14 protein-coding genes are annotated in these 13,850 nt (G+C 64.1%); 1 reads left to right on the forward strand and 13 read right to left on the reverse strand.

The genetic code is table 11. The features are described from left to right. Window positions 1-177: 177 nt before the first annotated feature. Window positions 178-1,125, forward strand: coding sequence for an SEC-C metal-binding domain-containing protein (locus tag AC0L2F_RS06975; protein WP_473247930.1), 948 nt, complete (start codon window positions 178-180; stop codon window positions 1,123-1,125). A 49-nt stretch (window positions 1,126-1,174) separates the two neighbouring features. Here AC0L2F_RS06975 and AC0L2F_RS06980 read toward each other — a convergent pair whose 3' ends face one another. The 13 genes from AC0L2F_RS06980 to nuoN form a co-directional block, all read right to left on the reverse strand. Next, complete coding sequence (locus AC0L2F_RS06980; RefSeq protein WP_473247931.1) at window positions 1,175-1,825, reverse strand: hypothetical protein; 651 nt, start codon at window positions 1,823-1,825, stop codon at window positions 1,175-1,177. Window positions 1,826-1,933: 108 nt separating this feature from the next. Beyond that, on the reverse strand, window positions 1,934-2,977 hold the full coding sequence (locus AC0L2F_RS06985; RefSeq protein WP_473247932.1) for an ABC transporter ATP-binding protein: 1,044 nt from the start codon (window positions 2,975-2,977) through the stop codon (window positions 1,934-1,936). Next, the gene (locus tag AC0L2F_RS06990) at window positions 2,970-3,950 is read right to left on the reverse strand and encodes an ABC transporter ATP-binding protein (protein ID WP_473247933.1); all 981 of its coding nucleotides are present in this window, start codon (window positions 3,948-3,950) and stop codon (window positions 2,970-2,972) included. Before AC0L2F_RS06990 ends, AC0L2F_RS06985 begins: the two co-directional genes overlap by 8 nt. After that, complete coding sequence (locus AC0L2F_RS06995; protein WP_473247934.1) at window positions 3,947-4,768, reverse strand: ABC transporter permease; 822 nt, start codon at window positions 4,766-4,768, stop codon at window positions 3,947-3,949. Before AC0L2F_RS06995 ends, AC0L2F_RS06990 begins: the two co-directional genes overlap by 4 nt. Further along, complete coding sequence (locus tag AC0L2F_RS07000) at window positions 4,765-5,688, reverse strand: ABC transporter permease (RefSeq protein ID WP_473248063.1); 924 nt, start codon at window positions 5,686-5,688, stop codon at window positions 4,765-4,767. The genes AC0L2F_RS06995 and AC0L2F_RS07000 overlap by 4 nt, the downstream gene beginning before the upstream one ends. A 60-nt stretch (window positions 5,689-5,748) precedes the next feature. Further along, window positions 5,749-7,338, reverse strand: a complete 1,590-nt coding sequence (locus tag AC0L2F_RS07005) for an ABC transporter substrate-binding protein (RefSeq protein WP_473247935.1) — start codon at window positions 7,336-7,338, stop codon at window positions 5,749-5,751. 135 nt (window positions 7,339-7,473) lie between these two features. Next, window positions 7,474-8,754, reverse strand: a complete 1,281-nt coding sequence (gene mtnK / locus AC0L2F_RS07010) for an S-methyl-5-thioribose kinase (protein WP_473247936.1) — start codon at window positions 8,752-8,754, stop codon at window positions 7,474-7,476. A gap of 90 nt (window positions 8,755-8,844) precedes the next feature. Beyond that, window positions 8,845-9,192: a hypothetical protein gene (locus AC0L2F_RS07015; RefSeq protein WP_007603574.1), complete on the reverse strand. Its 348-nt coding sequence runs from the start codon at window positions 9,190-9,192 to the stop codon at window positions 8,845-8,847. Window positions 9,193-9,221: 29 nt separating this feature from the next. Then, the gene (locus AC0L2F_RS07020) at window positions 9,222-9,497 is read right to left on the reverse strand and encodes a DUF1467 family protein (protein ID WP_007610964.1); all 276 of its coding nucleotides are present in this window, start codon (window positions 9,495-9,497) and stop codon (window positions 9,222-9,224) included. A 9-nt stretch (window positions 9,498-9,506) separates the two neighbouring features. Then, the gene (gene mce, locus AC0L2F_RS07025; RefSeq protein WP_007603572.1) at window positions 9,507-9,911 is read right to left on the reverse strand and encodes a methylmalonyl-CoA epimerase; all 405 of its coding nucleotides are present in this window, start codon (window positions 9,909-9,911) and stop codon (window positions 9,507-9,509) included. Window positions 9,912-9,924: 13 nt separating this feature from the next. Then, entirely contained in the window at window positions 9,925-11,595 is a 1,671-nt protein-coding gene (locus AC0L2F_RS07030; RefSeq protein WP_473247937.1) for a ribonuclease J, read from the reverse strand. Then, a complete protein-coding gene (locus tag AC0L2F_RS07035; protein ID WP_473247938.1) occupies window positions 11,595-12,401 on the reverse strand; it encodes a biotin--[acetyl-CoA-carboxylase] ligase in 807 nt (268 codons plus the stop codon). The genes AC0L2F_RS07030 and AC0L2F_RS07035 overlap by 1 nt, the downstream gene beginning before the upstream one ends. A gap of 1 nt (window position 12,402) precedes the next feature. Further along, window positions 12,403-13,839, reverse strand: a complete 1,437-nt coding sequence (gene nuoN, locus AC0L2F_RS07040) for an NADH-quinone oxidoreductase subunit NuoN (protein ID WP_007603562.1) — start codon at window positions 13,837-13,839, stop codon at window positions 12,403-12,405. Between the last annotated feature and the right edge of the window lie 11 nt (window positions 13,840-13,850).

Raw genomic sequence — 13,850 nt, forward strand, 5'->3', positions numbered from 1 at the left:
CATGGCCTTGCCGGAGCCGCGGTTGATGGATCGGGAAGAGCACGATCACATCCTGGCGGTTGTGCTGTCAGTGGCAGCTCTCCCTGAGGGAGTGGACGAGACTCGACATAGGGCCGTCGCGACAACATATTCGCGTTCAGGCGCAACTTCGATCGCGCCGCAGTCAGGATTGCGAACATGACGTTGTGCGTGGCCTTTCTATCAAAGCGATTTTGTGTGGTCTGCTCAGACCGGCGGACAAGCGGCCCGAAGATCAACGACGAATACGACAAGATGCTCGTCATCAACACGCCGCACGAATGCGCAGTCCTCACCTTTTCCGGACTCGCTCAAGCCAACGGCTTTGACCTTAAGCGATGGGTAGTCAACACCGTTCAGGAGCTAGGTCCTCCGACTCATAGTTTGGCTGGGATCATCAACGGCTTGGTGCCGCGCCTCACAGAGCTGTTCAAGACAAACTCAGCATTACGGCGCGGGGTAACCGACGAACAGCGTCGGACCAGCGTGATGATCGCGGGCATGTGCTACTTCAAAGCAAAGTCGGCCGTTCCGCTTTATGCCATCATTTCCAACTGGGAGAACCCGGCGGCGGGCACGCCACCACTAACGGCCGCGGCAACCGAGTTCTCGCTCTCGCACGGCACCATTGAAGAGGACGGCACAAGGTGCATTTTGTTCATTGGGAATGTCGCTGCAATTACGAAGGAGCCGTTCGACCTGGTTGCGGAAGCTGCACTGACCGACCCCCCTGAGGCCATCGCTCTCAAGCTTGTCGACGTCATGCGGAAGATTGGCAGCGACCCGCGAAGCGCACACCTGATTGGCAAGCAGATAAGCACGGTCATCGTACCCAACGATGGCAGCGGCGCGATCGGCCATTACAATTCCGCCGAGGTCCGGAACGCTGTCTATATGCCCGACATGGTCTGGGTTGGGCCGGAGGGGCCATCGGCTGTGACCAACGTTAGAGTTGAACCAGCAGACCCTACTAACACGCCAGTGATGGTTGTACCGAAGGTGGGAGGCAAAAAGAAATGCCCTTGCGGGAGCGGGCGGCAATACAAGCACTGCCACGGTTCGCGAGACCGCTTAGCTAGGCGGATGCCTCCGTCCCCGACCAGTTGAAGGCCCGTTCAGTGTGCGTCTGAGCCCTGAAGGGAGTGGACGGCACGAGCTAGGCGAAACCTGCGTTCTGGACGTTCACGTTCGATGGAGCGAGTCTCACCTTTACGATCACGCGCGCATCGGTTGACGACAGCGTCTCCGCTCCCTTTAGCGGTTCAAGCATCAAGTCGGTTTGTACGCTAGCTTGAGTGATCAGCTTGTCGTCCTCCAGCAGACAAAGGAAGGGGTCCTCTCCATCTGCGGGGGTGACATACCGTCCGAGCTGCGCCGCCGATCTCGGCTTGCTGAGGGCGTCAAATATGACCTTGAACCCGTTGTCGATGTCACCACTCTTTTGGATGACCCCACCCAACGACTCAGGCCTCATTAGCAGCACGTCTACCGAGCATGAAATGTCGAGCTCGTTGGTAGCCAAGGGAACGAACCTATAGCCAAACATGGCGTACTTTTCAGCTGTTTCCTCAAGGGTATTACGTAACTGAGCCCATGCGACACCCCGCACCTCTCCCGGACGCAGTGGAGGGGTTGGCGGCCTCTCAGCCGCACGCTTCAGCATCGGGGTGATCTGCCAAAGTCGTTTAAGCTGTCGATGGAACGCCCGCCGAATTTCCTGCTTGTTGTCAGCTCGCGTTCGCCGCACCGCCGCGCTGCGATCGCTGTTCGACAAAAGCGGCCCCTCATAAGTAAGTCGGAATTCCATATCCTCGCCCCTCGGCCCAAGCAATAGCGAGGGATGATTAGCCAGGGCAACAGCTAGTGCAACCTTTGTTCACTTGAAGGGAGGCGACGCGCCTTCGAAGCGGCCACCTCAGGGTGACGGAGATAGAGCGACGCTCGCTGCACCAATCTCCTCACTCCGCCAGCACCTCACCGCGTGTCCGTCCGCTCGCGTTTCCAGCACCGGCCCCGGCTCGCTACGGCACCTGTCTTCCGCGTACCGGCACCGCGGGCTGAAGGCGCATCCGTTCGGCGGATTGAGCGGATTGGGAAGGTCGCCGCCTGTCGTTGCCAGCGGTGCATGGCGCAGCGGATCGGGAATGGCGGCGATCAGGGCTTGCGTGTAGGGGTGCGCGGGCCGCTCGAAGATCTCGCGCCAGTGGCCGTTCTCGACGATGCGGCCGAGATACATCACGGCGACCTTGTCGCTCATGTGTTCGACGACGCCGAGATCGTGGCTGATCATGATGTAGGAGAGACCGAGCGTTTCCTTCAATTCCAGCAGCAGATTGATGATCTGGGCGCGGATCGAGACATCGAGCGCCGAGACCGGTTCGTCGCAGATGACGATCCTGGGATTGAGGATCAGCGCACGCGCAATGCCGATGCGCTGGCGCTGGCCGCCCGAGAATTCATGCGGGTAACGGTCGGCCTGCTCCGGCCGCAGGCCCACATGCCGCAGCATCTTCGCGACGCGGTCCTCGATCTCGCTCCTGGCCGTGACGCCATGCACACGCAGGGGATCTTCCAGCGTGCGGCGGACGGTCTGGCGTGGATTGAGCGAGGCGTAGGGATCCTGAAACACGATCTGCACGATACGGGCCAGCGCCTTGCGATCGCCGGATGGCCGGTTCGTCACGACCTGTCCGTCCAGCACGATGCGGCCGCGCGTCGGCGTCAAGAGGCCAAGGATCGACAATGCGACGGTCGACTTGCCGGAGCCGGACTCGCCGACGAGGCCGAGGCATTCGCCCCGCTTCAGGGTGAGATCGACCCCGTCGACGGCACGGAGCAGCCGCCGGTTGCGGCCGAGCAAACCGCCTCCGAGCGGAAAATGGACCGCGAGATCCCTCACGCTGAGAATGACATCGTCGTCCGGCCGTGTCTCACCCACCCTGTCTTGCGGCTCATGCATGGTGATGACACCTGACCAGACCGCCGGCCTCCAGCAAATCCGCTCCCGGCGCGGTGGTCCGGCAAATCTCGGTCGCCTGCGCGCAACGCGGATTGAACCGGCAGCCGTCGGGGAAATTCGTGATGGCCGGGACCACACCCGCGATCTCCGTCAGCCGGCTGCGGCCAAGGGCGGCGCGACTGCCGAGCCGCGGCAGCGAGGCGACCAGGCCTCGCGTATAGGGGTGCGAGGGTGCCCGGAAAATATCGGCCGAGCCTCGCTCCTCGACGATGCGGCCGGCATACATCACGGCCACGCGGCGACAGACATTGGCGACCAGCCCGAGATCGTGGCTGATCATCAGGATGGCGGTTCCTCGCTCGGCGCATAAATTCCGCATCAGCTCGATGATTTCGGCTTGCACAGTCACGTCGAGTGCCGTTGTCGGCTCGTCGGCGATCAGGAGATCCGGACCGCAGGCGAGCGCGATGGCGATCATCACGCGCTGGCGCATGCCGCCTGAGAGCTGGTGCGGGTAGTCCTTCACGCGCCGCTCCGGCGCGGGAACGCGGACGCTCGCCAGCGCCTCGACCGCCAGTCTGTCGGCCTCCCGCCAGCTCTTGCCCTTGTGTAGCACGAACATCTCGGCGATCTGCCGGCCCACCGGCGAGACCGGGTTCAGCGCCGTCATCGGCTCCTGGAAGATCATGGCGATGCGATTGCCGCGCAGATCGCGTTGCCGGGCGGCTGAAAGGTGCTGGATCTCCCGCCCCTCGAACCGGATGGCGCCGCCGCCGATCGACAATGGCTGCCGCAACAGGCCGATCAAGGCGAGCGCCGTGATGCTCTTGCCGCAGCCGGATTCACCGACGAGGCCGAAGGTTTCGCCGCGATCGATGCGGAATGAAATGCCCTCGGCCGCCGCGACGCGCCGCGATCCATCGTCGAGATCGATGCTGAGATTCTCGACCTCGATCAGCGGCGCGCCGGTCATATCCGCCGGCTCCGCGATTGGGGATCGAGAATGTCGCGCAGGCCGTCGCCGAGCAGATTGAGGCCGAGCACTGTGAGAAAGATCGCGAGGCCGGGAAAGACCGAGAGCCACGGCGCCGTCGTGATCTGGTCGCGGGCATCCGACAGCATGCTGCCCCAGCTCGGAAACGGCGGGCGGACGCCGAGGCCGAGGAACGACAAGGCGGCTTCGGACAGCACCGCGCTGCCCATGCCGAGCGTGCCGATGACGACGATCGGCCCCAGCATGTTCGGCAGCAGCTGCGTGATCATGATGCGCAGATCGCCGTAGCCGAGCACGGTCGCGGCCTGCACGTAACCCTGGCTCCTCAGCGACAGCGCCGAGGCCCGGGCGATCCGGCACGTGAAGGACCAGTTGGTCAAGCCGAGTGCGATCAGCAGGCTGGTCAGGCCGGGGCCGAGCACCGCCATGATGGCCAGCGCGAAGATCAGCGATGGGATCGCGAGCATGAGATTGGTCAGGCCGTTGACGACATCGTCCCACCAGCCGCCCCAATAGCCGGCGCTCAGGCCCAGCGCCACGCCGATGACGCTGTTGATGAGCTGCGAGACGATGCCGACCGTCAGCGAAACCCGCGCGCCATAGACGACGCGGGAATAGATGTCGCGGCCCTGGTCGTCGGTCCCGAACCACCAGGTCCAGCTCGGCGGCTCTTCCGCGTTGAGCAGATTGGCGTCCAGGACAGGATCAGTATGCGCCAGCCAGGGCGCGAGCAGGCCGACCAGGATCGCAAGCGCGAACAGCGCGCCACCGATGATGAGATTGGCGCGGAGCTTCATGCGTATCTGATCCTGGGATCGATCACGCCGTAGAGCACGTCGATCAGCAGATTGATCGCGAGAAAGGACAGCACCACGACGAGAATGGAGCCCTGGACGGCCGGAATGTCGCGCTGCAGGACACTGTCGACCAGCAGCGAGCCGATGCCCGGCCAAGAGTACAGTTTCTCAACCACGACCGCCTGCCCCATCAGCGCGCCGAACTGCAGGCCGACGGTGGTGAGAATGATGACGAGCGCGTTGCGCATCACATGCCACTTCACGACCCGCGTCTCGCTCATGCCCTTGGAGCGCGCGGTGCGGACGAAATCCGCGGTCATGATCTCGAGCACGGCGGCGCGTGTCGTCCGGGCGAACAACGCCATCGGCGAGACGCCAAGCGTCACGGCAGGCAGGATCAAATATTTCAGTCCGCCATCGCCATAGCCGAAACTCGGCAGCCAGCCGAGCTTCAACGCAAACAAGTACATCAGGACCAGTCCGAGCCAGAATTTGGCGATCGAAAGTCCAGACACCGCCACGACCATGGCCAGCGTGTCGACGATGCCCCCCGGCTTCAGCGCGGCGATGAAACCCAGGGGAACGCCGATCACGACAGAAAACGCCATGGCCGCGAAGATGAGCTGGAGCGTCGGCCATATCCGCTTGGCGATCATGAACGTCACAGGCTCGCGGGTCCGGAACGACGTTCCGAAATCACCGGTCGCAAGCTTGGCGATGTAGGCGCCGAAGCGGACATAGACGGGATCGTCGAGGCCGAGCTGCTTCTTCATGCGCAGCTCGACCTGCGGATCGGCATCGTCGCTCATGGACGAGACGATGCTGCCGGGAACGACGCTGAACAGCACGAACACCAGAGCCACCACGGCGAGCACGGTCGGAATGGTCTGCAGGAGGCGGCGGAACAGGAAGGAGAGCATCGGCACTTTTCCTCTCTCCCTCCGTCGTTCATGGCGACGGAGGGAGCGCGAGAGCGCGTGTCACTTCGCGGGCGAGGTCTCGTCGACCCAGAGGTCTTCAACGTTCTGATGGGTGAGTTCCGTCGCGTTCAGCTGAACCCCCTTGAGCCACGGCTGCACCGCCATCACCGCCTTGTTGTAGTTGAAGAACCAGACCGGCGCCTCTTCGTAAAGGAGCGCATTGGCCTTTTGCAGCAGCTGGATGCGCTTCGCAGCGTCATCGGACTGCCCGGCCTCGTCGACCAGCTTGTCGAACTCGGCGTTCTTGAAGTTCATGTAGTTGCAGGCGGGTTGCGGCGTCGCCGAGTGGAAGCATTTGAGAGCGGCCTGCGGATCCGGGCCGCTCGCCTGCGAGTAGATGAAGGCCTGGTAGTCGCCGCTGCGAACCACCTCCGCCAGCACCGCGGTCTCGACCTGCTTGACCTTCGCCTTGATGCCCACCCGGTCCAGCATCGGGATCACGGCGGAGACGATCGGCAGGCCCCAGCTCTCGTTCTGGCTGGTGGTCCATTCGAATTCGAAGCCCGAGGGATAGCCGGCCTCGGCGAGCAGCTGCTTGGCCTTGGCGGGATCGAAGGCATAGGGCTTCATGGCCTTGTCGTAGGCGGGAGAGGTCAGCGGCAGCCAGCTGGTGGCGCGGTAGGCCTTGCCCTTGACCAGCTTGTTGATGATCAGGTCGGTGTCGATCGCGTAGTTGATCGCCTGCCGGACCCGCTTGTCGGCGAACGGCTTGAACGCGGGATTCATCCCCATGTAGCGGGTGAAGACCTCGGCGACTTCGACGACGGTGCCCTTGAGGTCGGCGTCGTTCTGATAGGCGACATATTGCGCCGGTCCCAGCACCGAGGTGTCGATCTCCTTGTTGCGGAAGGCGACATCGCGTGCCGCGGCCTCGCCCATGACCGACACGATGATCTTGTCGGCGTAGGGCTTGCCCGGCTTGTAGAACCGGTCCCAGCGTTCCAGAACGATGCGCGATCCCGGCACGTGCTCGACGAATTTGAAGGGTCCTAGACCGATCGGCTTCTGGAGAAAGCTGTCCTTGGCGGCTTCGTCGGCGGGATAGATCGACGTGATCGCGTTCCAGAAGTAGAAACCCGGATCGACTTTCTCGGTCAGCTTCATCTCGATGGTAAAGTCGTCGATTTTCTTCAGGCCGGAGATCTCCTTGGCCTGGCCCTTCTCGACCGCCGCCGCGCCCTCGATCACGCGGACATAGCGCGCGCCAGGATAGGCCTTGGTGCCATCCATGATGCGGTTGTAGGTCCAGATGACGTCGTCGGCCGTCATCTTGCGGCCGTTGTGGAAATAGGCGTCGTCGCGCAGCTTGAAGGTGTGAACGAGACCGCCGCCCGAGACGACGTCCTCCTTGGCGAGCTCCAGAACCGGTTTGCCCTCCTTGGAATTCCAGATGTAGAGCGACCGGTGCAGGGCCTTGGCGTAGATCTCGTCCTGGGCGCGCTGCGTCGTATGAATGTCCAGGCTGGTGAAGCTCGACCCATAAGGCGCGGTCATGCGGATGGTTCCGCCCTTGCGCGGGGTCTGGGCCTCCGCCGTGGCGGCCAGTGCCAGCCCCAGACCCGCGACGATCGCCACTATCCTGAAGATCATGTGTCCCTCCGACAACGCAAGCCGTGCTCCTGTCCGAGAGTTGACCATCCACGGCAGGTCGAGCGCAAGCGCCTTGAAGGGGTTTGACGTATGCGAGCGTCGCGCGCGGGCCCCGCCGATTTGCGAGGAAGCCCGCTAGAACTCCGGCTGCCAATCGCGCAATTTTCGCGCTGCAGCGGTGACATCCGCAATGGTCGGAAACGCGCCCGGCTCCAGCATCATCGTCCTTGCCAGCCTGACGGCGCGTGCTTCGCTGATTGCGCGCCGGCGCGGATCCTCGATCAGCTCGAAATCGATATTGTGGGCGAGGCCGAAGATGCGGCGGATGGTTTTCGCCGCGGCGAAGCCGACCGTGTCCGCGAACAACCGCTGCATGTAGGCCTGCCGCTCGGCCTCCAGGCGCGCCGCGCCTGTCTCGCCGGCGAAGAGCGAGGCGGGATAGGCATCGCCTGCGGCGCCGGCGCGCCACAGGTCGAGGAATTTGCGGGCGAACGCGTTCCAGACCTGCTCGACCGTCTCCAGCACCCAATGCTCGAACGCACGCCGTTCCCCCGGCGAGCGCTCGTGGCCGGCGGAGGCAAAATAGGCCATCAGGAGGTTGGCCAGCACGGCACCGACATCGAAACCCATCGGGCCGTAGAATGCGAATTCGGGGTCGATCACCCGCGTCTGGCTCTCCGTCACCATGATCGAGCCGGTGTGCAGGTCGCCGTGGAGCAGCGCCTCGGGGCTCGCCATGAATTTCAGCTTCAGCCGGGAGATCGCGACATGCAGGTCCATATCCTCGCGCAGCCCTGCGGCGAGCGCATCGAGATACGGCGCGGTCCAGCGGTTCTGCTCGGCGATGCGATAGGGATCGGTGAAGATCAGATCCTCGGTGATCTTGCACAGCGCATGGTTGCCGGCGAAGGCGGCGATGCCCTGCTTCTTCTCGGCCGCCGACAACGCGAGGTCGGAGGTGAAGAACAAGGTCCGCGCCATGAAGGTGGTGATGTCATCGACAAAGCGCGGATATTGCGAGCCCGCAACCATTCCCTTGCGCATGATGATGTGGGGCTCGAGCAGCTCCATCACCGTCAGCGCCAGGGCCTCGTTGTGATGCAGCAGCGCCGGCACGAGGCCGGGCGCGAGCTCGGCCTGCCGCGACAAAGCGAGATATTCGTAATGAGCCCGGGACAGCGGCAGCGGCCAGCTCTCGCCGACGAGGCGGACATAGGGCAGCGCCTGCTTCACGGCGACGCCGCCGCGGCCGCCCTTGACGATGAAGACGAGATTGAGATTGCCGTCGCCGACTTCCGTGATCGACCAGGAGGCCGGCTCGCCGCCAAGGGTCGCTGCGAGGTCCGCCACGCCTGCGAGATAATCCCGCAAGGCCGCCTCATGCAGAATCCGGTAGTCCCCCTGCCCCTGCGCCATGACGATCCGATCCCATTGTTATTTGAGCATGATCTTGTCGGAAAACCGCTTCACACTTTTCCGGATCATGCTCCTGTATGGGCCGGATCGTTACTCCCGCTCCAGGAAGCTCGAGCCGATCTCGGCCTTTCTTTTGATCGGATCGTAATCACAATAGACGCTGTCCGCCACCAGCGTGTAGCTGGCGCTGACGGTGTATTTGTCTGTTTTGACCGAGTTCAGGCCGATCACCGCGGTGCTCTTGCCCCCGTTCCACTTGAACGGCGTCGAGCTCTTGGCCTGCTCGCAGGCGATCACGGCCTCGTTGAAGACGTAGCCCTCGACGAACGCCTTCAGGGTGCGCACCTGCACGGCCATCTTCCACTCGAAATAGCCGATGGCACCGAGGCCGGCGACGATCAGCACCAGAAGCGCGACGACGATCCTCTGAAAAGTCATTGGTCCCCCAACAAAGCCAACCAGGAATTCTAGAACGGCATGCCCATCAATTTCGACAGGCGCTCGATCGACAAATAGCCGGCGCGATAGGCGACCATGGCGATGGCGTAGATGATCGCAGAGATGATCGTGGTCCAGATCAGCTTGCTCCTCATCCGCGTCAGGATCGGCGCGCCGGGGTCGCTGCCCGGCACTCCGACGCCGTCCTCGTGCTGGCTGCGCACGCCGAACGGCAGCGTCAGGAACAGCGCGACCCACCAGATGACGAAGTAGATCGCGATTGCGGTTGAGATCTGGATGGCCATGGCTTCGGCCTATGCCTGCTCGATTTCGACCAGCGCGCCGGAAAAGTCCTTTGGGTGCAGGAACAGCACCGGCTTGCCGTGGGCGCCGATCTTCGGCACGCCGTCGCCGAGCACTCGTGCGCCCTCCTTCACCAGCGTGTCGCGCGAGGCGATGATGTCGACCACCTCGTAGCAGACGTGGTGGATGCCGCCATCGGCATTACGATCGAGGAACTTTGCGATCGGCGAGGCTTCGCCGAGCGGCTCGATGAACTCGATCTTGGTGTTGGGCAGCGTCGCGAACACGGTGGTGACGCCATGCTCGGGCAGCGCGACGGCCTCAGAGATCTGGGCTCCGAATGCGGCGCCATAGATTTTGGCGGCCTTGACGGCGTCCTTGGTCGCGATCGCGACATGGTTGAGCCGGCCCAGCATCGTTCTTCTCCCGTTACACTGTCAGGACGTGTACCAGACAGGGGGGCTTTTTACCCCAATGTTCGTTGATCACGGAGCGGACAGCGCGTCGCACCGACTCAGCCAGCGCATCAGGGTCGCGGCGGCGCGCCTTCGGCAGGCCTTCGACGGTGGAAACCACGGCGTCGAAGACGATGTCGTCGAAGGGCTCGCCCGCTTTGTTCTTCTCGGGGATACCGACGAGTTCGACTGCGGGATCGTCGGCAAGCTCGCCCTGCTCCGTCATGGCGATGGCGACAAAGGCGCAGCCGGAGAAGGCCATCCGGCGCCGCTCGACCACCGCGCGGGACTTGGAGTCCTCCAGAATCGTGCCGTCCTTGTAGAGACGGCCCGCAGGCACTTGCCCAATGATGCCGGGATCGCCGGGACCGAGCTTGACGAGATCGCCGTTGCGGCAGACCAGCACGCGCGGCACGCCGGCGGCACGCGCGAGCTTGGCGTGCTCGTTCAGGTGCAACGCCTCGCCATGGACGGGGATCAGGAGCTGCGGCCTGGTCCAGGCGATCATGTCGCGCAATTCGTCGCGCCGGGGATGGCCCGAGACATGGACCAGCTGGTCGCGGTCGGTGATGACCTCCACGCCCTGCAGAACCAGGCCGTTGATGATGGCGCCGACCGCCTTCTCGTTGCCGGGAATGGTGCGCGAGGAGAAGATCACGCTGTCGCCGCGGTTGAGCGTGATCTCGGGATGGTCGTCATTGGCGATGCGCGCCAGCGCGGCACGCGGCTCGCCCTGGCTGCCGGTACAGAGCGCCAGCACCTTGTCCTGCGGCAGATGACCGTAGACCTCGGCGGAGCGGAAACTCTGCACGCCGTCGAGATAGCCCGTCTCGCGCGCGACCTGCACCACGCGCTCCATGGCGCGGCCGACCACGACGACCTCACGGTCGGCGGCCTTCGCGGCGATGGCGACGGCCTTGAGGCGCGCGACATTGGAGGCAAAGGTCGTGACTGCGACGCGGCCCTTGGCGGCCTTGACGAGTTCAGTGATGGATTTGGCAACCTCGGCTTCGGAGGGTGAGCGGCCGTCGCGCACGGCGTTGGTGGAATCGCCGATCAGGGCGAGCAGGCCCGCATCGCCGAGCTCGCGCAGCCGCTTTTCGTCGGTCGGGCGGCCGATGATCGGGGTCGGATCGATCTTCCAGTCGCCGGTGTGCAGCACCGTGCCGATCTCGGTGTGTATCGCCAGCGCGTGCGACTCCGGAATCGAATGCGCGACCGGAATGAACTCGACGTTGAACGGGCCGATATCGACGCGCCCGCCCGACGGCACCACCGTCACCGGGATCTTGGGCGCATTGCGCTCGGCGGCGCATTTGGCCTCGAACAGCGCGGCGCTGAACTGGGTCGCGTAGATCGGACATTTCAGCTTCGGCCACAGGTCGATGATGGCGCCGAAATGGTCCTCATGGGCGTGGGTCAGCACCAGCCCCATCAGGTTCTTGCGTTCCTTCTCCAGGAAGCTGATGTCGGGCATGATCAGGTCGATGCCCGGCAGATGCTCTTCATCGCCAAAGGAGACGCCGAGATCGATCCCGAGCCAGGCGCGCTGCTGGCGGTTGCCGAGGCCGTAGATCGACAAATTCATGCCGATTTCGCCGACCCCGCCGAGGGGTGCAAATACCAGTTCTTCAGGCTTCGCCATCACGCAGCTCCCACGGAGGCGGCCGTGCCGAAGAACACCTCGCCCGCGGCGACCGGCACGCGCCGGCCCTCCGCGGTGCGGACGATCAGGCAGCCGGTGTCGTCGATCGTGTCAAAAATGCCTTCCAGCGTCATCACTCCCGTGTGGATCGCGACCCGCTCGCCGAGGCCGGCGGCGCGCTCCAGCCACAATCTGCGAATTTCGGAAAAGCCGCGGCCATTGTCCCAGATACCGCGGAACTCCACCCAGGCGTCCGAGAGCGCCGAGAACAGCTCCTCCGCGCTGATCTGGACGCCGAGCGCGGCCAGCGACACCGCCGGCGTCGGCGTGCCCTCGGGCGCGGCGACGACGTTGGTGCCGATGCCGACAACGATGGCAAGACGATCGCCCATGGCTTCGGCCTCCAGGCCGATGCCGACCAGCTTCTTGCCGCCGGCCAGGACGTCGTTCGGCCATTTCAGGGCGTAGCGGGGATGGCCCTCGCCGAGGCGCAGCGCCGCCTCCAGGCTGACCTTCTCCAGCGCGGCCTCCTCGGCCAGTCCGGCCGCAAAGCCGATCGTCGCGGCGACGGAAGGGGCGACGTCCAGGACTTCGAGCACGCTGGCGGCAAGGTTACCCCGCGGTGCGATCCAGGCGCGCTGGCGGCGCCCACGGCCGGCGGTCTGCTCCGACGTCACGAACCACATCGGGCCGCGTTCGCCGCGCCTCGCGTGCTCGATCGCCTCAGTATTGGTCGAGCCGGTCCGTTCGAAAGCTGCGAGCTTGTAGCCCGCCGACGCCGCACGAGGACCGAGCGCGAATGCCATCCTAAAACAGCGACTTGGCGGCGGCGGAGGCGACGCTCACCACCGGGCCCGCAAACAGGGCGAACAGGATGTTGAACAGGCCCGCGACCGCCAGCACCGTCTTGACTTCGACGCGCACCGGATCGACCTGCCCGGCCGGCTCGTCGAAATACATCGTCTTGACGATGCTGAGATAGTAGTAGGCGCCGACCACGCTGGTGAGCACGCCGATCACAGCGAGCGTGAACAAATTCGCCTTGATGGCGGCGACGAAGACGTACCATTTGGCGAAGAAGCCGGCGAGCGGCGGAATGCCGGCGAGCGAGAACAGCAGCATCGCGAACATGAAGGCGAGCAGCGGATTGGTGCGCGAGAGGCCGGCGAAATCGCTGATCTGCTCGACCGGCTGGCCATTGCGCTTCATCGCCAGGATGATGGCGAAGGAGCCCAGCGTCATCGCGACATAGATCACGATGTACATCAAGACGCCCTGCGCGCCCTCGACCGTGCCCGCGGCAAGACCGACCAGGGCAAAGCCCATATGGCCGATCGAGGAATAGGCCATCAGGCGCTTGATGTTGCTCTGCCCGATCGCGGCGAACGAGCCCAGCGCCATCGAGGCGATCGACACGAACACCAGGATCTGCTGCCACTGCGAGACGATACCGGGGAATGCGGTCAGCGTGACGCGAGTGAAGACCGCGAGCGCGGCCACCTTCGGCGCCGAGGCGAAGAAGGCGGTGACCGGGGTCGGCGCGCCCTCGTAGACGTCGGGCGTCCACATGTGGAACGGCACCGCCGAAACCTTGAAGCAGAGGCCGGCGAGCAGGAAAACGAGGCCAAACACCAGGCCGACATTCGAGATCGTCGCGGCCGCCGCGATGCCGGTGAAGGCCACCGTGCCGGTGAAGCCGTAGATCAGCGAGGAGCCGTAGAGCAGCATGCCCGAGGACAGCGCGCCGAGCACGAAGTACTTCAGCCCGGCTTCGGTCGACTTGGCGTTGTCGCGGTTCGAGGCCGCCACGACGTAGAGCGCCAGCGACATCAATTCGAGGCCGAGATAGAGCGAGATCAGGTCGCCGGCCGAGATCAGCACCATCATTCCGAGCGTCGAGAGCAGCACCAGGATCGCGTATTCGAAGATGCGGCGCGACGGATCCGACAGGAACTCGGTCGACAGCACCAGCGTCACCGCCGAACCGATCAGGGCCAGGATCTTCATGAAGCGGGCAAAATCATCGACGATGAAGCTGCCACCGAAGGTCACGTGCTTGCCCGCGGGCAGCATGTATTCGAGCACACCGACCACGATCAGGAGCAGCACCGCAAGCGTCGTGACCGTCTTCGTGGTCTCCTGCCCACGATAGGCGCCGAGCATCAGGAGTGCCATGGCCCCGACCGCGAGCACGAGCTCGGGCAGCACCGGCGCCAGTTGATAACCTGCAGTCTCAAAGCTCATGGCTATATCCT

This window comes from Bradyrhizobium sp. Ken64, from assembly GCF_055807555.1.